Source organism: Allocatelliglobosispora scoriae (assembly GCF_014204945.1).
In the GTDB taxonomy this organism is placed as follows: Bacteria; Actinomycetota; Actinomycetes; order Mycobacteriales; family Micromonosporaceae; genus Allocatelliglobosispora; species Allocatelliglobosispora scoriae.
Genome location: NZ_JACHMN010000002.1, coordinates 834731 through 855083, shown reverse-complemented (window position 1 = coordinate 855083; position 20353 = coordinate 834731). Strand labels below are relative to the sequence as shown.

Genomic DNA, 20353 nt, shown 5'->3' with positions numbered 1-20353 from the left:
CCTGCGGATGCCGCTACGGCGAGCACGGCGTGTCCTGCGGGTTCTGTGTCTGCGGGTCGCGGCGTGTCCTGCGGCGGCGTCGCGCGAGCTTTCGTGGGTTTGGTGTCCCTAGCCGGAAGCGGAATCGTTCCTGTTCGACAATCAGGACCGCGGTGAGAGCGGGGATGACACGGCCACACCGGGATGCCGGAGTATCTGGCAGCCGCCGTCAACGAGCGGGTCGACGGCTTGGATACCTCGGCTGGGGAGATCGCGGAGCTCATGGGCCGGCCGGTAGGGAAGGTCTGCAAGTACCGCTGAGCGTGTGCCGTGCGGGCACACCATCGGGGGCGCCCGAACCGCACCGCACCGCTGCGTCGCGGATACCGGACCGGCCGGGCTTCCTGCCGACCCGTAGCGGTCCATCGCGCGTGGCGGGGCGTCGTCGCTGTCAACCGGCTCTGCTACCCCGTGGCAGGACGCGGCTGGGCGGTCGGGGCGGTGACTGGCCAGGTCTGGTCGGTGCGGGTGCTGCTGGTCACGACGGTCCATGTGAGGAGGCCTGTGTCGGGGCCGGTGCCGTCGTGCCATGCGGTGTAGGCGAGCGGGGTTCCGGTGAGGGTGTCGACGATCAGCCGGTGCCGGATCCCGTCTCCGGTGGTGTCGATCCCGGTGCCGGGGCGGCCGATCGGGTCGCGGACGGGTCCGGTGAGTACGGTGCCGGCGGTGATGGCGAGGGTGCGTAGCGCGGCTTTGCGGCAGGCGAGGGTGAGCCCGGTGCGGAGTTGCGTGTTGGCGACCGATTCGAGGACCCTCGCGGAGGGCTCCTTCTCCGGTCGTGGGCCCTGCAGCCGGTCGCGCAGGACGGAGCCTGGCGGGCAGGTGGATTCAGTGCGGGGGAGGTGCTGCGGCCACCCGGAGTTCGTGGTGACCGTGGCGGGGACGGCGTTGAAGTCGGTGGGCGGTGCGGTGTCCTCGGTGACGGTCCAGGCCGGGACCGTGTACCGGCGGGAGAAGGTGGCACCGGATTCGTCGGCGGCGGTCCATCGCTGGAGGTCCTCGACGAGGATCTGTTCCGGTTGGTGGCGGGTCAGGCGTACGGCGGTGACGTAGGCGTACCGGCCGGACGCGCGGTCGGCGGGTCCGGCCTGGACGGTGTCGGCGAGCGCCATGAGGCCCGGGTCGGGCGCGGACCGCATCCCGACGGCTCCTGGCTGGAACACCGGGGCGGGTGCCGCCGTGGACTCTGAGATCACGGCGTTCGCGGCGAGCAGCACGGCTGCGGTGGTCGCCGCGATGGCGGCGGTGGCGCGGATCCGTCGTCGCCGCGTGTTGCGGTGCCGCGAAGCGGTGACGTCGACCGCGGGGAATGCCAGGTGCGGTGCTGCGGTGGCGGAGGCCGGGTCGGTCATGCCTGGGCTCCAGCCGGTGTGCGGGTCGGGGTGAGGATGTCGCGGGGTTGCACCGCGCGCAGAGGTTCGGGTCCCTGGCGGGTGCGCATGACCGGCCAGCCGTGGCAGTGGTCGACGGCCTCGATGACGCCGGACAGGGTTTCGCCGCTCGGTTCGGTGACGCTGATCTCGTCGCCGATGCCGACCGTGTACCCGTCGCGGGTCTCCCACCGGGCTGCTACCACCTGGGGCGCCCAGTGGTAGACGTCTTCCTGCGGTCCGGCGAGGGCCCGGCTGATGTGTGCTGCGTGGTTGGGCAGCCACCGGCTGCCGAGGGCGGCCGCTGCGGCCACGGCCAGGTAGCCGCCGGAGACGGCCCACAGCCGCGGCGTAGACCACGACCAGCCGAGGACCTGCGGCAGGAGGCAGACCGCGGCGCCGGCCGGAACCGCGGCGGCGCCCAGGAGCGCCCCGCACTGCGTGCGGGGCAGGGTGCCGGTGTCGTCGAGCCGGGCGACGCCGACCGCGATCAGGGTGAGGCTTGCCATGAACGCGATGCCGACCGTGCCGACCGCGAACGCCAGGTAGGCCAGGTGCAGGGATTCGGGGCGGGTGACGACCAGCAGGAGGAGACCTCCGCTGAGCAGGGTGTGCGCGAGGCGCGAGACCCGGTGCGAGTGCACCCGCACGAGGTCCTCGGGGTGCCGGGCGGGTGTCGCGGCGAGGCCGAGAGCGTCGATCCGGTCGGTCGCGGCGCGTCCGAACAGGACCACGGCGGCTGTGAAGGCGGCGAGGACCGGCCACAGCCACAGGTCGGTGGTCGTGTGCACGATGCCGGTGCCGAAGACCCGGTAGACGCCGGAGACCGCGGCCTCGGCGGCGTCGAACCCGGTAGGGCCGGCGGTGGTCCACGATTCGCCTTCGGCCATCTGGTGGGCGGGGAGCACCGGTCCTGGGCCGAGGCGGCGGAACGACTCGAGGACCGCGCCGAGGTAGCCGAGGGCGAGGATGACGGCGCAGGCGCCGGTGGTGATCTGGTTGGTGATCCGCCGCTGCGGCTCGCCGCCGCTGTAGGCGAGCGTGCCGGCGAGCAGCACGAGCAGCAGCAGGCCGCCGATCCCTGCCCGTACCGGCCACCGGTCGCCGAGCAGCCCGACGGCGAGCCGGTCGCCGACGGCTGCCTGCGCCCACAGCCACAGTGCGACGCCGAGCGCGGGCAGCAGCAGCCGGGCCAGGGGCCATACCCCGGTCCGCCACCGCGACCAGCCGAGCACCACGGCGGTCAGCCACAGCGCGGCGATCGGCCACCGCGGCGGCGTCGGGGAGGTGCTGAGTTCGCGTAGGACCCGGTCGGCCAGCGCGAGCGTGGCGAGCTCCAGGGCGAGGAACGCGCCGCACGTGACCGCGGTGAAGGCGACCCCGAGCGCGGGGCTGGTCGCGCCCAGTCGGGCCACGGTCCGGTCGGCGGCGTCGGTGCGGTGCCGGTAGACGAACGCGGCACCGAGCGCGGTCAGCAGGATCGCCGCGAGCAGCGCCGTGGGTCGGAGGTGCGGCGCGTGCTGGAGGGCCGCGGTGAGCAGCAGGATGGGGAACGGTGCGGTGAGCGTGGCGGTGGCGAACAGGCGAGGGCGTGTCATGAGGGCCTTCTGGTCGGTGTGGCGCTGGTTCCCGGCTCGGGAGCGTCGCGTGCTGTAGTCGTGGAGGTGACGGCGGTCTGGCGGTTAGGCGGGATTGAGTGGCGCTGCCTGTCAGCGAGGCGGCTGCCGGGCACCACGGCGCGGGCTGTGGCAGGCGCCCCCCAGTCGGGGCTGAGTCGGCCGCCGTTGTCGACGAATGCGCGGGCGTCTATGACGGTGCTGGCGCTGCCGGTGATGATTGGCCGGGTGTCGCCTGTGTGGACAAGGCCCTAGAACGTCGGCGGCGGCCGTCCTGAGGTGCGGCGTCTGCGCGCCGCTGATCGCGGGCGTGCGGTCGTCTCGTCGGTGCGCGGGCCCTCGCCGGCGTCGTCATCGGGCTGTGGCCGTCGCTGTCCGCGGGCGTTGGAAGCCCTCGGCCGGCGGCGTCGTCGCCGGGGGCTGGTAGGGGCGGGGCGGGCTGTACCAGGCGAGCCAGACCTGGGTGCCTTCGCGGACGGTGACCGCGTTGAGGACGTGGAACGCCCTGTCGAGGGGGACCTTTGTACCCAGCGCGGCCCGGACCTGGGCGTCGACCCGTTCGGTGTGGATCGGCGGCCGGCAGCCGGGGGTGCACTGGTAGACCTGCGCGGTGCCGACGGTGGCGGGTACGAGGTGCCGTCGGCACAGCCCGCACCACAGCAAGTCGGTGTAGGAGGTGGGGATGGTGGTGGGCTGCTGCGCGTACGTCATGTGTGTCTCCTTGGGGTGAAAGAGCGAGCAAGACCTGGACAGCGCAGGACCGCTTCCTCCCGGGGTCCCTCACCTCGGAAGGCCGGCCTGTGTGCCGGGCGCGCCACGGCCGCCTATCTGCAGGCGGCGGGTGGCGTGACCGTGGTGCCGGTGGAGGTCTCGGCGAGGTCGGCTTCGTCGCCGGCCGTGGAGGCTCCGGTGTGGATCCAGCCGATGACCTCGTCGTAGACGACGAGGTCATCGCATCCGGCGCAGGCGCTGACTGTGTCGATGCGCGGTGTCACCCGGTCGGACCGGGTCGATTCGCCGACGGGGCGGGGGTGGTGGCGGCGTTGCGGCAGCCGCGCCGGGAGCACCGGCGGGCCTGCGGGCTCGCCGAGCGCCGCGGTCATCGTCATGGCAGCCGCCGTGTGGCGGGCGGCTGGGCGGGTGCGCCGGGGTCGCGCCAGAGCGGGTGCATGAGCGGACCGTCGGGTCCGACGGGGTACGGGTCGCCGAGGGCGCGGAAGCCGTGGCGGTGGTAGAGGTCGCGGCTGCGCGTGCTCGACGCTTCGACGAAGCACCCGGTGGCGGCGATGTCGAGGTGGAGCAGCCGCTGCCGGATCAGCGCCGAGCCGAGGCCGCGGCCCTGGCGGGCGGGGACGACGCCGAGTAGCGCCAGGTGGGAATGCGCGGTGGCGCCGACGTAGCGCTGGTGGTGGGCGTGCATCGCGTCCTCGAACCGGGCGAACCGGTCGGTGAACACGCCGCAGACCGCTGCGCGTTTCGCGGCGTAGCCGGCGATCTCGGGCGGGGGAACGGGGTAGAGGTCCATCCACGCGGCGGCCGCGACGCCGCCCGGGTCGGTCTGCACGCTGCCGTGCCGGTGGGCGTGGGCCACGGCGAGCCGCAGGTGCCCGGCGAGGATCCCGACCTTGGTGATCCGGTCGGTGCCCGGCATCAGGTAGCCGCTCAGGGGCAGGTCGGCGAACGCGACGCCGATGATCCCCGCGGCCTGCTCGACGACGTCCACGCCGGGGACCGCGCCGGTGCCGGTCGCCGCCGGGCCGGTCATGACGCCACCCCGGCGGACTGGGTGGCGCGGTCGGCGGGGGAGACGGTGCCGCCGAGGCCGATCCGGCGGTACGTGGCCGGGTCGCTGCGGCGGAGCACTAGGGCCCAGACGATCCCGGCGGCGGCGAGCGCCGGGTAGGTGCACGGCCAGACGATCGCCCACGGGCTGCCCGGGTCGATGCCGAGGAGCTCGGGGATGTGGGTCAGACACAGGGCGACGGCGCCGGTGAGCAGGACCGCGGCGGTCGCGGGAGCGACCGCGGTCGACCAGGCGGGGTCCATGCGGGTGCGGCGGCGGCGGGCGAAGTAGACGGTGACGCTGACGGAGGTGGCGGCGGTGAGCAGCAGGATGCCGATGCCGCCGAGGGTCCCGAGCCAGAAGAACAGCCGGTACAGCGGGTCCCAGCCAGCGGCGGCGTAGACGGCGATGACGGCGAGCCCGACGGCGCTCTGGGCCCGCGACGCGGCGGCGGGCGCACCGGTGGCGACGGAGGTCCGGGCCAGGGCCCGGGGCAGGACGCCTTCGCGGGCCAGGGCGAAGGTGTAGCGGGCGACGGCGTTGTGGTAGCTGATCAGCCCGGCCACGATGCTGGTGAGGAACAGGACCTGCGCGGTGGTGGTGAACCTGGGGCCCAGGACCGGGTCGGTGATGCCGAACAGCAGGCCGATGCCCTGCTCGCGGGCGGCGTCGACGACATGGCCGGGCCCGGCGGCGACGGTGGTGGCGAGGCTGGTGGCGGTGTAGACGGCGGTCATCAGGGCCAGGCCCAGGTAGGTGGCGCGGGGCACCGTGCGCGACGGGGTGCGGGACTCCTCGGCGTAGACGGGAGCGAGCTCGAACCCGACGAACGCGGTCGCGACGACCGCGAACACCGCCCCGGCGGCGCCGGTGAGCAGCCCGGCCGGGTCCAGGGCGTCGAGCTGCACGTGTCCGCCGGCGGGGTGCAGGAAGCCGACGACGTCGACGGCGGTGATGACGGCGAGTTCGCCGGTGAGCAGGACCGCGAGGACCCGGCCGTTGACGTCGACGCGGCGGTGGCCGAGGGCGGCGGTGAGCAGCCAGGCGAGCAGCGCGAACCACCACCACGGGCGGGCGGTGCCGGTGGCCTGCTCGACCAGGGACGAGGCGAGGGCGCCGGTGATGCCGTAGAGGCCGATCTGCAGCAGGTTGTACGACCACAGGGCGGTGACGGCGGCGGCGACTCCGGCGGGGCGGCCCAGGCCGTGGGTGATGTAGGTGTAGAGGGCGCCGGCGTTGGTGACCTCGCGCGACATCGCTGTGTACCCGGCGGAGAACACGGCGAGGACCACCCCGAAGACGATGAACGCGACCGGGATCGCGACGACGCCGGTGAGGGCGAGACCGGCGGGGACCAGGCCCGCGCCGACCATCAGCGGGGTGGCGGCGGTGAGGACGAACTGGGTGACGGCGGGTGCGCCGAGCTTGTCCCGGGCGAGGGTCGCGGTCACGACGGACGGTCGGTCAGGCATGGGGGTACTCCAGACAGGTGTGTGGAAGGGGCGCTGGGTTTACCGGCGCGGTGCGGTGGCGTGGGCGCCGACGAGCCGGCCCAGAGCCACCGCGAGGCGGTGCAGGGACGGCTGCGTGATCAGGGCTTCGAGATGGATCTGGTCGACGCGGTCGCGAGCGCGCTCGTGGTGGTCGCGGAAATCGCGGGTCAGGTGCGGGGTGAGCCCGAGCGCGTGGGCGATCATCAGCAGCGCCCTGGCGTCGACGTCGTCACCGGGGACGTGGGCGTGGGCGGTGAGCATGGCGGTCAGGCGGACCGCCCGGTACGCCACCGTGTTGGCATTGGTCGCCTCGTAGCGGGTGGTGGCGGACCCGATGAGGCGCCGGTGGCGGTGAACGGTGACGAGGCCCTGGGATCGGAGGCGCCGGGCGACGGCCTTCACTGCGTCGCGGGCGAGGTAGGACAGCCACGTCGGCAGGTCGTGGGCGCGTTCCCGGATGACGAGGCTCGCGACCACCCGCCCGGTGTCGTCTGCGGCGGCAAGCAGGCCGCCGGTCGGGACCACGTGGTCGTTGCCGTCGACGATCACGGCGCCGACGTTGACCAGCTCCGCCAGCAGCCCGGCGGCCAGACCGAGTGCGAGCAGTCCAGGGTCGGCGAGGTGGTGGCCGGTGCGGTCGTCGAGGGCGACCAGGAACAGGTCGTCGGCGACGGCCAGCTCCCCGGCTCGGCGTGTGTAGGCGGCGGGTGGCGGGTGGATGCTGACGCGTCCGACGAATCCGGTCTGGTCAAGCATCCGGTGCTCCTGCGGCGGGATCGGCGCGGAGCGCCCGGGATGCGGCGTGGGGGAGCCAGGTGGTTCGGAAGGTCATGGACTGCGGCATGAACGTCATCGAGCGGACAACACCGCGCATGACATCACCACGGTCAGCTACTGGTATGTGCTCAGGTAGGAGCGTGGGACGGAGTCGCCTCAGCTGTTCCCAGACAGTGCTTTCCGCAAACTCGGCGTCGATCTCGACCAAGCAGGTGGGGCACTGGTACCTGCGGGAAGTCCGAACGACCGGGACCATTGGTGTTCCTTCGAGACACACCAGCAACCCGTCGAGCAGGTAGTCGTTCGAGGCGCTCATCGCTGCACTGCAACCACATGCGGCGCGACCGTGCCGGAAGCCGTTGGAAGAACGCCGAGGATATCGACCTGGGAAATCGGCGCGCCTGCCTCATGCACCTGTATAACGGGATTCGGTTTCGGCTCGACGTGGACAAGTTGGACGAACGCCCTTTGCCGAACGGCAGAATTCCTCGGATTGGCGAATGAGGAGGATAAAGGCCCCTGCGCCGCGTGCTCAGTCGGCGAAGCTTCGATGAAGGCGAGCCGGGTGATCCCGGCTCGGTCCCTGACCGGGCAGGTGGCCACTTCAGCCTGACGGCTGTGGTGTCGTCGGGCCTCGGCGGGCGTCGATTCAAGGTCCTGTATAGACATCGCCCGTCCTTCTGTGCGGAGTCGTTGCTGTGCATGGCGTCTGCCCTGGGGAGCAACCACTCGGCCCAGAGCTAAGGCAAATCGCAGTCGGCAATCTGAATGCTCGGCGGGTCTCTATTCGGCGCTCAGACCGCAGTTGCGATAATCGATCTGTGCGTCGCTGAGGAGTTCAGCTTCGCTCTGGAGTTGCGCTCTGGGGAGGGCGCATATGGGGGCGCAGATGTGCACTGACACGCGCTACCAGTGAGAACGGGGGAAGTTGTGCCAAGCACGCAGCCGAACGAACGGCTTGCCGAGCTGATAAGGCGAGCAGGTATCTCGCGGAAGGCCCTCGCGCGATTGGTCCGCGATCTTTCCAAAGGCCAGGTCAGTTGCGATCACACCTCGGTCTCGCGGTGGCTTGCCGGCGTCCATCCACGGCATGACACAGCCCGGATGGTTGTTCAGATCCTCGGCCAAATATTGGGGAGGACCGTGGGCCTCGTTGAAGCTGGTTTCACATCCACAGAGGTTCCTGATGCCAGAACCGGTATCGAGTACGGTGCTGATGCCGAGGCCGTGATCGGCGCCGTAGGAAGGCTGTGGCGTGCTGACCTCGATGCCGTACGTGCCGTCATCACGGCTCCCGCGAACAGTGCGGCGTGGACTGAAGCCTCCTTAAACTGGCTCGTCCGGGATGACACGGACCCACTGCCGAAGCTCGGGGGTACCCAGCGTGTGGGGGCCTCCGATGTCCTGCGCTTACGTGCCACAACCGAGCTGTTCGCCCAGCTCGACAACCGGTTCGGAGGGGTGCACTCCAGACGCTCGCTCGTTCAATACCTCGAGACCGAGGTTAGTACGCTGCTGGCTGGGAACTACACTGCAGAATCGGGACGAGGACTCTTCGGAGCGGCCGCTGAGGCGACTCTTCTGGCAGCTTGGATGTCGTATGACGCGGGCATCCAGGGTCTTGCGCAGCGATACTTCATCCAGGCTCTACAACTAGCCCAGATCAGCGGTGATGTACTTCTCGCCGGTAGCGTTCTGGACGCTATGAGCCACCAAGCCACATATCTCGGTCAATGGCACCAAGCCGCGAACTTAGCCCGAGCTGCGCGAGCCGGAACACGAGGACTGGCCACGGCGACACTGACTGCTCATTTCCACGCCATGGAGGCGAGGGCGACGGCGGTAGGCGGGGACTCCGTCGCCACGCAACGTGCCCTCGGCGAAGCCGTTCGGGCGTTCGAACGCCGAAGCCCTGGCGACGACCCCAACTGGATCAGCTATTTCGATGACGCCGAACTTGCCGCCGAGTTCAGCCACTGCTTCCGCGACATCGGGCGGGCGAAAGATACGGTGACCTACGCGCAACGGGCACTGGCAAACGTCGGCACCTCGCCTCGGAGCGACTTCTTCGTCACGATGGTCCTCGCCACCGGCCACTTGCAGCAAGGTGAGATCGAGCAGGCCTGCCATGTCGTGCAATCGGCGCTCACCATCGGTGAGCAAGTACAGTCAGTCCGCTGCGTCGAGTACCTCCGCACGTTCAGAGCAGCCCTGGCGGAAGCCGACAGCCCGGGTCTAGTCGCGGCACTCGACGAATGGGCCGCCGAACACCGGCTATGGATCGCCAGCAGTTCGGTGCAGCCTTAGAAAGGCACCCAATCTCGTCGGCTCGCGCCCGTCCGCACTGCATGAAGCCGCTTCGCCAGTTCAGCCGCCACGGACGGATCGGCGGCATTTTGCGCCAACCAGATCACCATCATCAACTCACGTGCGTTACGCATCACGAGGTAGCCCGACCACGACCTCACGTCAAACCCGTAGGCCTCCACGAATGCGCCGTACTCGGCCTCGGTGTGCCAACCGAACGAGTCCGCATACATGGCTGTCTGAACTAGATCCCACTCGCGGTTCCCGACCGCAAATCCGTCAAGATCACCAAGTACCACCGCGCCGTTCCTCGTGCGGAACGCGTTGCCCACGCTGGCGTCTCCATGGACGACCCCTGGCGCTAGTGCAAAATTCAATAGCTTGTACTCATCGTGCAGGAGTTCCAGTTCGGATAGGAGAAGGCTATGGTCAGCGTCGCCCAAACCGGTTGACGCTGCTAAGCGATCGCGGTTCTGGGTGAATGGGTCGAAGCTCGGTAGCCATGGTGGCGCGTTCAAGGCATGCAACTGCCGTAACAGCGTCCCGAGCTCGGCCGGCGTTCCGTACTCTGCGCGATCCCCGACGGACTCCCAGAAGGTCACCACGCGGCCGCAGGCTGAGACTGGCTGGTCGAATTCCAATGCCCGGACCGCTGGAACTCCCTCATCGGCCAGCCAACGCGATGTGCGAACCTCGACTTCGGCCGTCGAATGGTGCCGATCGTCTCGTCCGATCCGGACAACTACCCGAGAGCCGGTCAGTCGGAACACCGCGTTCTCGCCGATACGAATCAGTTCCGCGTCATCTGGATCCATGCCGACGACGGAGCAAGCCGCTCGAAGGGCGACGCGGGCGTTCTCCCCATCGAGGGGGACCGGGGGCGTGCTCAAGGCCGACTACCTCCTCCGTCATGGGCTGATTTACGTGGTAGACGAGCCCGTCGACGAGGATAGCGCCGACTCGTATTGGCTGCATGATCTCGCATCTGAGCGCTCCGTGAGACCGATGCGCGTTGCCGCCCGCGTCTGGGGGCGCGTTTCTGATAGGCAGGGAACGTCGCGCTGGCGGCCTGCCAATGGGATCCTGTAAGGGTGACTGCCGATGCTGCCCGCCGTGGAGAGGTCGCCGCTCTGGCACCGTCGGCGCCGGAGCGGCGCCGTGCGTTGGCCAAGCTGTTCGCCGAGGAGCTGTGCACCATGCCAGCTTCGGTATGGCTGTTGCGGTCCAGGGGTGCCGCGATGTCGCACCTGGGACGCTTCGATGACAGCACAGAGATCGCCGAAGTAATTTCGGACGTGTGGTGTGACAACCGGGTCCGCGAGCCGTGGGTCCACGTGACGGTCCGTCCCGGGACGGCGGGCGCGGTGGTCCTCGCGGAGGGCTCGGACTGGTCGGTGGTGGTGCGTTCCGGCGGCGGCCCGATGCTGGTCATGTCGGAGCGCTTCGCCGGGATTCTGCTGGTGGACCAGAATGACGAAGGGCATCGTTTCGAGGTCGTGGGTTTGGTGGCAGACCTGGTCGACAACGCGCTGGGTCGTCCGCCGTTCGACGAGAACTCCCTCCCGCCGCCGCCGCGGATGCCGTGGCACAAGGACTGACCGGCGTCGTCGGCTGCTCCGCCGGTGCCGGCACCCGGCCGGTGAGCGCGGCGAGCCGCGACTCGAGGCGTCGGCGGCGCTTGTAGGCGGCCTCGACGGTCAGTCCGTGGCGCGCCGCGACGTCGGCCATGTTCTGCCCGTCCAGTCGTGTCGCCGCGAGCAGTTCCAGGTCGGTGCGGTCGGTGCTGGTCCCGGTGTCCTGCTGCAGCCGCAGCGCGAGGGCGTGAAGCGCCGCCTGCAGGCCGCCGTCGGGGCCGGCTTCCTCTGGGGATGTGTCGGTGGTGAGGTCGACGGGGTCGGGCCGGTGCAGGTGTTGGTTCCAGCGGCGTTGGGCGTAGCCGGTGGCGCTGCCGATGAGCCGTCCGGCGATGTTGCGGCGCCCGAGGTCGATGTCGTGGAGGTGGCGCAGTAGACCGTAGGCGAGGTCGGCGTCGACATCGGCCCGGTCGTCGGGGCTGCGCAGATGCAGCCGGTTGCGCCAGCCGAGCAGGCCTTTGACGGCCGCCCCGACCGCGATGACCTGGCACCGGGCGGCGGTGGCGGAGCGGCGGGCGCCACCGGCGATACCGGCCCAGATCAGGTCCCGTTCTGCGTACCCGGCCTGGTTCAGCAGGTACATCTCCAGGGCGCGGACCGACATGTCCCGGTGGGGGAGGTCCGGCGCGAACTCGCCCGCGGCGACGACCCAGGGGAGGGCGGCGAACCGCTGCGGGTACCAGTCCAGCAACGCTCCGGGCCCGGTGAACAGCGGCTCGGTGCTGTCGGGTCGTGGTCGCATGCGGCCTGCCTTTCCCCGTGTGCGGCCCTGTCGCCGGACGCGACGGGGATATGACGTACGACACAGGCTGTCCAGATCCATCGATCAAGGCACCTATCCCATAGGTGAGCGGGTCTCCGCTCGTCCGGTATCCGGTCGCGGTCGGTCCAGAAGCGACAGCCGGAGGCCCGGTACTTGTTGGGAGGGAGTCGATCCGTGTCGTTCACCGTCTATTTTTCCTGGTCCAGCCACAAATACAAGAGGTCGCGACCTGACACGACCTGTCAGCGCCTGACAGCGCCTGACAGGCCTGCTCACAGACCCGGCTTTCACCTGACAGCCGGTGGCCGGCCCGACCTGAGGCGCCGTCGTGGGCGTCTGTCAGCACCTTTTCGGAGCCATGGCCGACCGCCGCGCGGCGGCATGCGCACCACCGGGCGGCTTCTGCGGGGCTGTCCGTGAGCGCCGGGCGCGTCGGGCGGGCTGAACGGGTCGGCCGGGTCGAAGGCGCGGTCCAGGTCGCGATCATGCTCACCATCGGCGTCGCTGCGGGGGCGGCGTCGTTCACCCACGTCCACAACGTGGCCGTCGCCCACGGCCAGGCCGGCTGGTTGGCGTGGGCCGACGCCGTCGTCCTGGAGCTGATGTCCATCGCGTCCGGGCTCGAACTGCGCCGCCGGCGGCGCCTGCACGGACAGGCCGGATTCCCCGCCTGGGTCCTCGGCACCGCAGTCGTGCTGTCGCTCGCCGCGCAGGTCGTCGAAGCCGAACGGTCCACCATCGGCTGGATCGCCGCCGCGCTACCGGCCGCAGGGTTCCTCGCCATGGTGAAGATCGCCCTCGGCCGCACCGACACAGTCGGCACCACCAGCGGTCCGCGGGGACGGTCCCGGACTGGTCCCGGACCCGACACCCCCGAACCCGCAGACCACGCGCACCCGGCAACGGCCCCACCTGCCGGAACCCGCCGTGTGGTCCGGGACCGGTCCCGGACCACCCGCCACACCGCACACCGCGCCACCCACCTCGACCAGCTCCTGCCCGCGGCCGCCGCGGCCGCACGAGAACTCCACGACGAGGGCACACCGCTCACCCGGCACGCGCTCGCCACCGCGATGCGCCGGCACGGATACCAGATGTCCAACGCCACGGCGTCCCGGCTGCTCGCCCACCTCCGCGACGGCCCGGACCCCGCCACCGCGACGGACGGAGACCACCCGGCAGACCAGGGCACCCCTGCCGAGCCGTCACGGTCCGCACCGTGAACCGCACCGGCACCGCCTCCGACAGAAGGAGCACCGCCATGACCGACACCGCCCCTGCCAGCTCATCGCCCACTCCGTCACCGGACCGCGACACCTCACCGCGGGTCGGGGACACCGCCGGCTCCGCGACCCCGCTCGTGGACATCCAAAGCAGAGTCGGTGCCGACGCTGACCGCCGACCCGGAATCGGGGTCCGCTTCGGTAGCCGGATCGGGATCCTGTTGCGGGTCCGCCTTGAACCGCACCCGCAACCGGACCCCCACACTTCGACGAACCAGCAGGCCAAGGACCAGACGCCCCGCACCGGGCCCGCCCCGACAGACCCAAGGGGTCTTCCCCAACAGGGGCCGGCGGCATGATCAGCCCACGCCTCGACCCGCTCCTGCGCCTCGAATCAGCCATCACCCCACGCGACCACCAACTGCTGTCCTGGCTCTACGACCACGGCGTCCTCACCAGCGCCCAGATCGCCCACGCCCTGTTCCCGTCCGCCGACTACGCCCAGCGACGCCTGCGCAGGCTCACGGCGCTGCAGGTCATCACCCGGTTCCGGCCCCTCAAACCCGACGGCGGCTCCTACCCGTACCACTACCTGCTCGACCAGCTCGGCACCGAACTCGTTGCAGCCCAACGCCGCGACCCCATGCCGCGCCGCGATCAGGCCCGCACCCGGCGCCTGCACCTGCTGTCCCGGGCCAACCTGCCGCATCTGCTCGGCACCAACCAGTTCTTCACCGACCTCGCCGGACACCAGCGCACCCACCCCGGCACCGAACTACAGCGCTGGTGGCCCGAATCGGCCTTCCGCGACCGCGGCGTCTTCTACCAGGACGGAGACGACCCGCAGATCATGATCGCCCCGCTGCCGCGCCCCGACGGCCACGGCATCTGGGTCGAACACGACCGCACCGTTCCGTTCTTCCTCGAATACGACACCGGCACCGAGAAGCTGCCCATCCTCATCGGCAAGATCGGGCGGTACACCGCCGTCGCGACGCTCACCAACCGGTCCTGGCCAGTCCTGTTCTACCTGCCCACCCTGCGCCGCGAACAGGCCCTCCGCCAGCGGCTCGCAGACACCCAACCCCTCGAAGCAATCGTCGCGACCACCGCCGCCGACCACATCGCCGGCACCCGGCTCACCGTCGCCGACCAGGTGTGGTGGCTCCACGGCCGACAGGGTCCACGACTGCGGCTCAGTGAGCTGCCCAGCCGCGACCCTGACCACGACGACTCCTGACCAGTGGGAGCCACCCAGCATGACCCCGCCCCTGTTCACACCCTCGCCCACCCGCCGACAGATTGGAGACACCGTGGGAGCACGCCTGGTCACCGAAGCACTGATGAGCTGGACGCACCTGACCGACCGTGCCTTCCGCGTCCTCATCCGCATGGCCCACACCGCCCTGGACAACAACGCACCCACCACCCCCGCCGGACGGTACTTCGGCGGCCACGACCTGCTCGCCACCGTGATCGCGCCCGGCGGCACCCCGCAGTCGCGCCTCAAAACCGTCCAACGGGCCGTCGCCGAGCTGATCCGCCAAGGAGCCGTCCACCGCGTGAACACCGCCCGCGCTGGCAGCAACCAGGTCTACCAGCTCACCCTCGACCGCCGACCCGGCACCGACCGCTCCCGTGTGGAAAGCCCGGACCGGCCGGACCGTGGCGGTCCCCCTGAGACGGACACCATCGGTCCCCCTCAGGGGGACACCGGCAGGCACGAGAGGGGGACCGTCGGAGTCCACCCTAGGAACCAAGAGGAACCACGGGAGGAGCTATCACAGGAGAGAAGGGGTGCTTTCCGTACGGCCGTCACCGTTACGCGCGCGAGCGGCCGCGACGACCCCACCACGAAAACGACCGATGATCTCACGTCGAACACGAGCGGCAGGTGCTCGCACGGCAACAGTCGAAGGCGGCGTCGCGACGGGCAACCTCGCTGCGCTCGTTGCCGCAGCCCTGAGCCCGAAGCCGAGCCACGTATAAGCAATCCGCTGGACGGTGCAAATGGCTCCTGCGGCGCCACCGGATGCGCACGAGGCTTCGTCCTCGTCGCTGAGCGGCTCGAATACTGTCCGATATGTAGCAAATGAGCAGGCCCTTCGAATCCCCCGCATCGGCGAATTCGGGAGTGTGTAGATTTCCGTGTTTGACCTGGATGTGATCCGTTGAACCGGGCGTTGCCCGGTTGGAAAGGATCATGTTCATGGCAGCGAGGAAAACGGTGCCGGCTCGGGTGGAGCCCGCGTCGCAGGCGGAGCCGGACTTCGCCCGGCAACTGGTCGACAAGGCCCGCGCGGAGGGGTTGTCGCTGGTAGGGCCAGGGGGCCTGCTCGCCGGGATCACCCGGACGGTCCTCGAGTCGGCGTTGGACGCCGAACTCGACGAGCACCTCGACGACGCCGATGGCGTCGATCCCGGAACGAGTCGGCGGGCCGACATCCGCAACGGGCACGGCGAGAAAACGGTGCAGACCGATGTCGGGCCCGTTCGTATCCAGGTCCCGCGGGATCGGGCCGGCACGTTCGAGCCGCGAATCGTGCCCAAGCACGCCCGCCGGTTGACCGGGTTCAACGACACGATCGTGTCGCTGTACGCGAAAGGGCTCACCACGGGCGAGATCGAGGCGCATCTGGCCGACGTCTACGACGCGACCGTGTCGCGGGAGCTGATCAGCAAGGTCACCGACGCGGTCCTCGGCGAGATGGAGGCGTGGCGGCAGCGGCCCCTAGACGTGGTCTACGCCACCGTGTTCGTCGACGCGCTGATCATGAAGATCAGGGACGGTCAGGTCGCGAACCGACCGGTCTACGTCGCGGTCGGGGTCAGCCTCGACGGCGAACGCGGCGTCCTGAGCATGTGGGCCGGGACCGGCGGTGAAGGCGCCAAGCAGTGGGCGGCGTACCTGACCGAGCTGCGCAACCGCGGCGTGCAGGACGTGTTCATGGTCTGCTCCGACGAGTTGAAAGGCATGACCGACGCGATCGAACAGGTCTGGCCCCTCGCGGTCCACCAGCAGTGCGTCGTCCACCTCGTCCGGGCGTCGCTGCGGTACACCAACCGCAAGGACTGGCAGAAGATCACCCCGGCGTTGCCGGAGATCTACACCGCTCCGACGGTCGCGGCGGCCGAGGAACGCTTCGAACGGTTCGCCGACGACTTCGGCGCCCAGTACCCGGCCGTGATCCGGCTATGGCGGCAGGCCTGGCCGCAGTTCGTGCCGTTCCTCGACTACGACGCCGAGGTCAGGAAGGTCCTGTACACGACCAACACCATCGAGTCGCTCAACGCCCGGTTCCGGCAGGCGTCCCGCCGACGAGGGCACTTCCCGTCCGAACAGGCCGCCATGAAGGTGCTCTACCTCGTTGTCCGAGAAAAGCGCAACGGCGGCAGCATCACCGGCCGGATCTACGGCTGGGCCAAAGCACTCAACGCCCTGATCCTCGCCTACGGCGATCGGATCACCCACTAACAATCATCGATCACATCAAGGTTCAAACACGGAAATCGTTACAGGCCCGCTGGTGTCGGGGGTGGTGTGAGCGTAGAACATCGATTCGTATTCGGCGGGTGGCAGGTGCCCGATGGTCGAATGCAGCTGGCTGTGGTTGTACCAGTCGACCCATTCCGCGGTGGCCAGTTCGACCTGGGCCAGGGTCCGCCACGGTCGTCGGGGTTTGATCAGTTCGGTCTTGTAGAGGCCGATCGTGGACTCCATCAACGCGTTGACGCTCCTATATCTGTCAAGTTATGGCTGTGGTGGTGGTGTTCGTGCTGCGTAGGGGGCGCAGGAGTGCCCAGATTTCGCGAGCGAGTAGGCGTTTTAGGCAGCGGATGATCTCTGCTTTGGTCTTGCCTTCGCTGGTTCGGCGGGTGACGTAGGCGCGGGTGGGCTGGTGGTGTTGCATGCGGACGATGACGGAGCGGTAGAGCGCGGCGTTGGCCTGGCGGTGGCCGCCGCGGTTGAGTCGGTGGCGGGTGGTCAGGCCGGACGAGGCCGGGATCGGTGCGACGCCGCAGAGTCGGGCCCATGCTGCTTCGGAGCGAACGCGGTCGATGTTGTCGCCGGCGACGATGAGTAGCTCTGCGGCGGTGTCCGCGCCGACGCCGAACGCGGCGACGAGTTGCGGAACGAGCTGGGTGGTGAGCTCGGTCAGGAGTTTCTCGTGGGTTTTGATCTCGTCGTTGAGCTGCTGCCAGCGGCGTGCGATCGACCGCAGCGTGTGCTTGGTCGCCGCTGCTACGGTGGTGATGCTGCCGGGGCGCAGGGCTGCGCATCGGTTGATCAGGGCCATCTTCGACAAGGGCTGCAGCTGTTCGCGGAGTTCGGGTGCGGCGGTGACGATCACCGCTTTGAGAGTGATCATGGCTGAGGTCCGGGCCTTGACAGCGACGTCTTTGGCGACCTTGATCTGGCGGATCATCTCGACGGTGCCGTCGTTGGTCTTGGGGACCGAGGTGGCGTTGCCAGACAGGGCTGCGCGGGCGGCGTTCTCGGCGTCGAGGGTGTCGCTCTTGCCGCGTAGGCGCCGGTCGCGGCGGTCTGTCCGCAGGACCTCGACCACGCCGATGCCGCGCCTGCGCACGGCCGAGGTCAGCCCGACGCCGTAGGAGCCGGTCCCTTCGATCGCGAAGATCAGTCTGCGGGCGCCGAGGTCGGCCGCCCAGTCGATGAGCTGTTCGTATCCTGCCCGGTCGGCGGGGAAGGAGCGGTCGTCCAGGCGGCCGCCGATGTCGTCGAGGGCGACCGCGACGTGGACGTACTTGTGGGTGTCGACGCCGATGACGACTCGACGCAGTCGCGGGTCGGGGTTCATGCTTGTCACAGCTACCTCCAGCTCAGGCCTGGGCGCGGGTGGCGACGCTGGCCGGCCGGGTGGACGGGACTGTGACGAGACTGAGTTGCCTTCAGGCTCCTATGAGGTCACTGCCCGCCCGGCCAGCACCGCGGGGTGGTGCGCCGGCAGGCGGACGACAGATCAACAGCAAGGACACCCAGACTGCGGGGTCAGTCGTAAGCAAGAGTCAGGCCGCCTACCGGCAACCACCAGTCTCACAGTCGGAGCAGGCGCCGAGCATCAGCGTCAGCACGGCGGCCGAGACGAGTTCCAGCGGACCGAGCCGACGCGGCCCGGACGTGACGTCTCGGTTGCCCGGCCGGGATCCGGCCACATCACACCCCGGCCGTAGCCGCCGATCGTACCGCGGTCTCATCTGCACTCCCCTACGCCCCTCATCGGCATGCCGAACTCTAGGCAGCCAAGGTCGCGACGACATCGGTGCTGGCACCTACCGACGTTCATGGGTTGAGGTCCGCGGCTGGGTGTTTGACCGCGCCGGTGCTGGCCGTTCCGATCATGGTGGTCGAACTCGCCGAGTACCGGCGTCTACGGACGCAGAACCCCGTCGAAATCGGCGAAGCCCGCCTGGTCCGCTGCTCGACCGGTTGGCCTCCGCCATGGGGCAGCAGTGGCGGGACGAGTCCTCGACGCACCCTGCGCGGGCAAGAGCGTCCCCACCCTGCTGCTGACCCTGCAGCTGCTGGAGTCATCAGTTCGGAATTTCGACTCCTGAACGACGCTCCCGCATCCGCTCCCACCTCATCACCACCCGGCTACACAACGTCAGCCGATGCACGCCTCTGCGCGGCCTTCGCAGGCAGAGCATTAAGCCCACTTCAGGCCGCCACAACCGCATGACCCCGTAGTTGGTTGTCCTTTACTCTGCGGTCCACCATTCTGGGAAGATGTAATCGACGTAGTCCGCCACTGCAGGATCAACCTTTCTCAGATTCTCACGCAGCACTCCCGGGTCAAACCGATCAAGCACATACACCTGCATGTTATAACGTTCCGACTCGTTTGCCGGCCCCTCGTATCGAAGACATCGCCAGAGCATCCGCGCGAGAGCTCCCCAATAGGACGGCCCACCAGTATGCGAATCCAGATAGGGCCCCAAACAGTGGACTAAGAACGCATACGGTTCCACTGGTGCCAACGCCTTATTGGCATTGATTGAATATTCGATTCCCTCGCAGATGAGCTGTTTCATCGCGGGACGCACCTCGGGGAACTCATCCCAGATTGCATCACCAGTCGGCCCCAAGCTCCACGCCCGCGCGACGTCGGGGCCAAGGCGAATGGGCGGCACGTAACCTTCGCTCATACCGAACTAATCTCCTTCGACTCACACATCCTGCAAGATAGGGAACCAGTTGCCGATGTCGCTGTCATACATTTAGGTGAATCAACCAACCATGATGGCACGGGCGGGTATGTGAAAGGAAGCAAAACCGATCTTACGGGAGCTTTAGATATACGGCTTCCCAGTCACTCAACACGGAAAGGACTTGTTCATCGCCGACGAAGAGCCGGATTCTCAAAGTGGGGGTCAGCAGATTCTTCACCACCCTGAGAACGCGAATATACTGCATGTCTATTCCTCGCCAATCATCTGCCAATCTCCTTGCCTCGACCAAGGTTAGAGGAACATATTGGAAGAACAACTCGATGGCCGTTTTCGGATTGAGAATTCGCACGGATTCTTCGGCACCCGCTCGCCTCAGTAGAACTGAAGTCAAATTCAGCGATCTGACTACCGAATCAGAGTCACTTAAAACGCCCGATTCCTTCGCCATGGAAAGACTACGATAGTAGGCATCAGATAGGTGACGCCAATCGACATCGGGATGCACTACTACATCTGTCATTTTCGCAGTAACCAGCTCCACCAGTGCAAGCCATTGACTTGGCTGGAACTGGGCAACTTGAGCACAATCAGAATTAAGCCATGCCACGAGCGACGCTAGGTCAGTCTCGACTAGTTCACGAAAGCCGCTCATCCGAAATTCACTCCCGCTGCACCAAGGACGCTCTTGCCTATGTTCAGGCCCTCCTCCGCACCACACCGGCCAGGAGCGCCACCGCGACAAACGACACAACCACACGGTGGCCAGAAAGCACACGACGCGCAGTAGTAAGACGACCAGACACCCAAACTCCCCGTGCCGACAAGGTAGACCCGGCAAGAGCAAGATCGAGACACCGAGGTTAGCTACAACGAGCCACCTAACAGAGACCACGGAGCCTGAAAAAGGGCATGGCGCAGCGCAAAATCCATGAAATGGTTCTCCCCGCTAACCGAGGCGACAGGAAGCCACATCGGACTCGACTCGGAGCAGGTGGTGGCTCCGCGGCACGTACGCTAGTGATCCACTACGGTTCGCCGCAAGAGCAATTCGGCTTGATTCGTACGCACGTTCGATTTGTGGTGCCCCATCGCCTACCTCGGCGCACACCTACCGCCCGGGTCGGCGACGGGCCCATGGGGCTGCAGCAGCCACAGG

Annotated in this window: 19 protein-coding genes; 5 read left to right on the top strand and 14 right to left on the bottom strand. The window is 68.5% G+C overall.

Features of this window, described 5'->3' with window-relative positions; all coding sequences use genetic code 11:
• Positions 1–443 precede the first annotated feature (443 nt).
• From F4553_RS09590 to F4553_RS09555, 8 genes are all read right to left on the bottom strand, one after another.
• Positions 444–1391 carry a hypothetical protein gene (locus tag F4553_RS09590; protein ID WP_184834623.1) on the bottom strand — a complete coding sequence of 316 codons (948 nt, stop codon included), beginning with the start codon at positions 1389–1391 and terminating at the stop codon, positions 444–446.
• The gene (locus F4553_RS09585) at positions 1388–3007 is read right to left on the bottom strand and encodes a hypothetical protein (protein WP_184834621.1); all 1620 of its coding nucleotides are present in this window, start codon (positions 3005–3007) and stop codon (positions 1388–1390) included. Before F4553_RS09585 ends, F4553_RS09590 begins: the two co-directional genes overlap by 4 nt.
• A 369-nt stretch (positions 3008–3376) precedes the next feature.
• Positions 3377–3736, bottom strand: a complete 360-nt coding sequence (locus tag F4553_RS09580) for a hypothetical protein (protein ID WP_184834619.1) — start codon at positions 3734–3736, stop codon at positions 3377–3379.
• Positions 3737–3849: 113 nt separating this feature from the next.
• Positions 3850–4134 carry a hypothetical protein gene (locus F4553_RS09575; protein WP_184834617.1) on the bottom strand — a complete coding sequence of 95 codons (285 nt, stop codon included), beginning with the start codon at positions 4132–4134 and terminating at the stop codon, positions 3850–3852.
• Complete coding sequence (locus tag F4553_RS09570) at positions 4131–4790, bottom strand: GNAT family N-acetyltransferase (RefSeq protein ID WP_184834615.1); 660 nt, start codon at positions 4788–4790, stop codon at positions 4131–4133. Before F4553_RS09570 ends, F4553_RS09575 begins: the two co-directional genes overlap by 4 nt.
• Positions 4787–6280: an APC family permease gene (locus F4553_RS09565; RefSeq protein ID WP_184834613.1), complete on the bottom strand. Its 1494-nt coding sequence runs from the start codon at positions 6278–6280 to the stop codon at positions 4787–4789. Before F4553_RS09565 ends, F4553_RS09570 begins: the two co-directional genes overlap by 4 nt.
• A gap of 39 nt (positions 6281–6319) precedes the next feature.
• Positions 6320–7057 (bottom strand): GOLPH3/VPS74 family protein, encoded by a 738-nt coding sequence (locus F4553_RS09560; protein ID WP_184834611.1) that lies wholly within the window; start codon positions 7055–7057, stop codon positions 6320–6322.
• A 333-nt stretch (positions 7058–7390) separates the two neighbouring features.
• Positions 7391–7747: a hypothetical protein gene (locus F4553_RS09555; RefSeq protein ID WP_184834609.1), complete on the bottom strand. Its 357-nt coding sequence runs from the start codon at positions 7745–7747 to the stop codon at positions 7391–7393.
• A 243-nt stretch (positions 7748–7990) separates the two neighbouring features.
• Between F4553_RS09555 and F4553_RS09550 the strand changes: the two genes are divergently transcribed.
• Positions 7991–9385 (top strand): NsdA family TPR-like regulatory protein, encoded by a 1395-nt coding sequence (locus F4553_RS09550; protein ID WP_512698869.1) that lies wholly within the window; start codon positions 7991–7993, stop codon positions 9383–9385.
• Here F4553_RS09550 and F4553_RS09545 read toward each other — a convergent pair.
• Complete coding sequence (locus F4553_RS09545) at positions 9382–10200, bottom strand: phosphotransferase enzyme family protein (protein WP_184834605.1); 819 nt, start codon at positions 10198–10200, stop codon at positions 9382–9384. The genes F4553_RS09550 and F4553_RS09545 overlap by 4 nt on opposite strands.
• A gap of 613 nt (positions 10201–10813) precedes the next feature.
• A complete protein-coding gene (locus F4553_RS09540) occupies positions 10814–11761 on the bottom strand; it encodes a hypothetical protein (protein WP_184834603.1) in 948 nt (315 codons plus the stop codon).
• 437 nt (positions 11762–12198) lie between these two features.
• Here F4553_RS09540 and F4553_RS09535 point away from each other — a divergent pair, with 437 nt between their 5' ends.
• From F4553_RS09535 to F4553_RS09520, 4 genes are all read left to right on the top strand, one after another.
• A complete protein-coding gene (locus F4553_RS09535; RefSeq protein ID WP_312875146.1) occupies positions 12199–13005 on the top strand; it encodes a DUF2637 domain-containing protein in 807 nt (268 codons plus the stop codon).
• 355 nt (positions 13006–13360) lie between these two features.
• On the top strand, positions 13361–14245 hold the full coding sequence (locus F4553_RS09530; RefSeq protein ID WP_184834601.1) for a replication-relaxation family protein: 885 nt from the start codon (positions 13361–13363) through the stop codon (positions 14243–14245).
• A gap of 73 nt (positions 14246–14318) precedes the next feature.
• Positions 14319–15101 (top strand): hypothetical protein, encoded by a 783-nt coding sequence (locus tag F4553_RS09525; RefSeq protein WP_184834599.1) that lies wholly within the window; start codon positions 14319–14321, stop codon positions 15099–15101.
• 113 nt (positions 15102–15214) lie between these two features.
• Complete coding sequence (locus tag F4553_RS09520; RefSeq protein ID WP_184834597.1) at positions 15215–16480, top strand: IS256 family transposase; 1266 nt, start codon at positions 15215–15217, stop codon at positions 16478–16480.
• A 15-nt stretch (positions 16481–16495) separates the two neighbouring features.
• Here F4553_RS09520 and F4553_RS09515 read toward each other — a convergent pair whose 3' ends face one another.
• From F4553_RS09515 to F4553_RS09500, 4 genes are all read right to left on the bottom strand, one after another.
• Positions 16496–16726 (bottom strand): integrase core domain-containing protein, encoded by a 231-nt coding sequence (locus tag F4553_RS09515; RefSeq protein ID WP_184834595.1) that lies wholly within the window; start codon positions 16724–16726, stop codon positions 16496–16498.
• Between the two features lie 25 nt (positions 16727–16751).
• Positions 16752–17825 carry an IS110 family RNA-guided transposase gene (locus F4553_RS09510; protein WP_184840554.1) on the bottom strand — a complete coding sequence of 358 codons (1074 nt, stop codon included), beginning with the start codon at positions 17823–17825 and terminating at the stop codon, positions 16752–16754.
• A gap of 901 nt (positions 17826–18726) precedes the next feature.
• Entirely contained in the window at positions 18727–19173 is a 447-nt protein-coding gene (locus F4553_RS09505; protein WP_184834593.1) for a hypothetical protein, read from the bottom strand.
• Positions 19174–19306: 133 nt separating this feature from the next.
• Positions 19307–19804, bottom strand: a complete 498-nt coding sequence (locus F4553_RS09500) for a hypothetical protein (RefSeq protein WP_184834591.1) — start codon at positions 19802–19804, stop codon at positions 19307–19309.
• Positions 19805–20353 lie beyond the last annotated feature (549 nt).

Coding starts and splice junctions, on each gene's coding strand:
- F4553_RS09590 (WP_184834623.1), bottom strand. CDS start 1,391: ATGACCGACCCGGCCTCCGCCACCGCAGCACCGCACCTGGCATTCCCC.
- F4553_RS09585 (WP_184834621.1), bottom strand. CDS start 3,007: ATGACACGCCCTCGCCTGTTCGCCACCGCCACGCTCACCGCACCGTTC.
- F4553_RS09580 (WP_184834619.1), bottom strand. CDS start 3,736: ATGACGTACGCGCAGCAGCCCACCACCATCCCCACCTCCTACACCGAC.
- F4553_RS09575 (WP_184834617.1), bottom strand. CDS start 4,134: ATGACGATGACCGCGGCGCTCGGCGAGCCCGCAGGCCCGCCGGTGCTC.
- F4553_RS09570 (WP_184834615.1), bottom strand. CDS start 4,790: ATGACCGGCCCGGCGGCGACCGGCACCGGCGCGGTCCCCGGCGTGGAC.
- F4553_RS09565 (WP_184834613.1), bottom strand. CDS start 6,280: ATGCCTGACCGACCGTCCGTCGTGACCGCGACCCTCGCCCGGGACAAG.
- F4553_RS09560 (WP_184834611.1), bottom strand. CDS start 7,057: ATGCTTGACCAGACCGGATTCGTCGGACGCGTCAGCATCCACCCGCCA.
- F4553_RS09555 (WP_184834609.1), bottom strand. CDS start 7,747: ATGTCTATACAGGACCTTGAATCGACGCCCGCCGAGGCCCGACGACAC.
- F4553_RS09545 (WP_184834605.1), bottom strand. CDS start 10,200: ATGGATCCAGATGACGCGGAACTGATTCGTATCGGCGAGAACGCGGTG.
- F4553_RS09540 (WP_184834603.1), bottom strand. CDS start 11,761: ATGCGACCACGACCCGACAGCACCGAGCCGCTGTTCACCGGGCCCGGA.
- F4553_RS09530 (WP_184834601.1), top strand. CDS start 13,361: ATGATCAGCCCACGCCTCGACCCGCTCCTGCGCCTCGAATCAGCCATC.
- F4553_RS09520 (WP_184834597.1), top strand. CDS start 15,215: ATGGCAGCGAGGAAAACGGTGCCGGCTCGGGTGGAGCCCGCGTCGCAG.
- F4553_RS09515 (WP_184834595.1), bottom strand. CDS start 16,726: ATGGAGTCCACGATCGGCCTCTACAAGACCGAACTGATCAAACCCCGA.
- F4553_RS09510 (WP_184840554.1), bottom strand. CDS start 17,825: ATGAACCCCGACCCGCGACTGCGTCGAGTCGTCATCGGCGTCGACACC.
- F4553_RS09505 (WP_184834593.1), bottom strand. CDS start 19,173: ATGAGCGAAGGTTACGTGCCGCCCATTCGCCTTGGCCCCGACGTCGCG.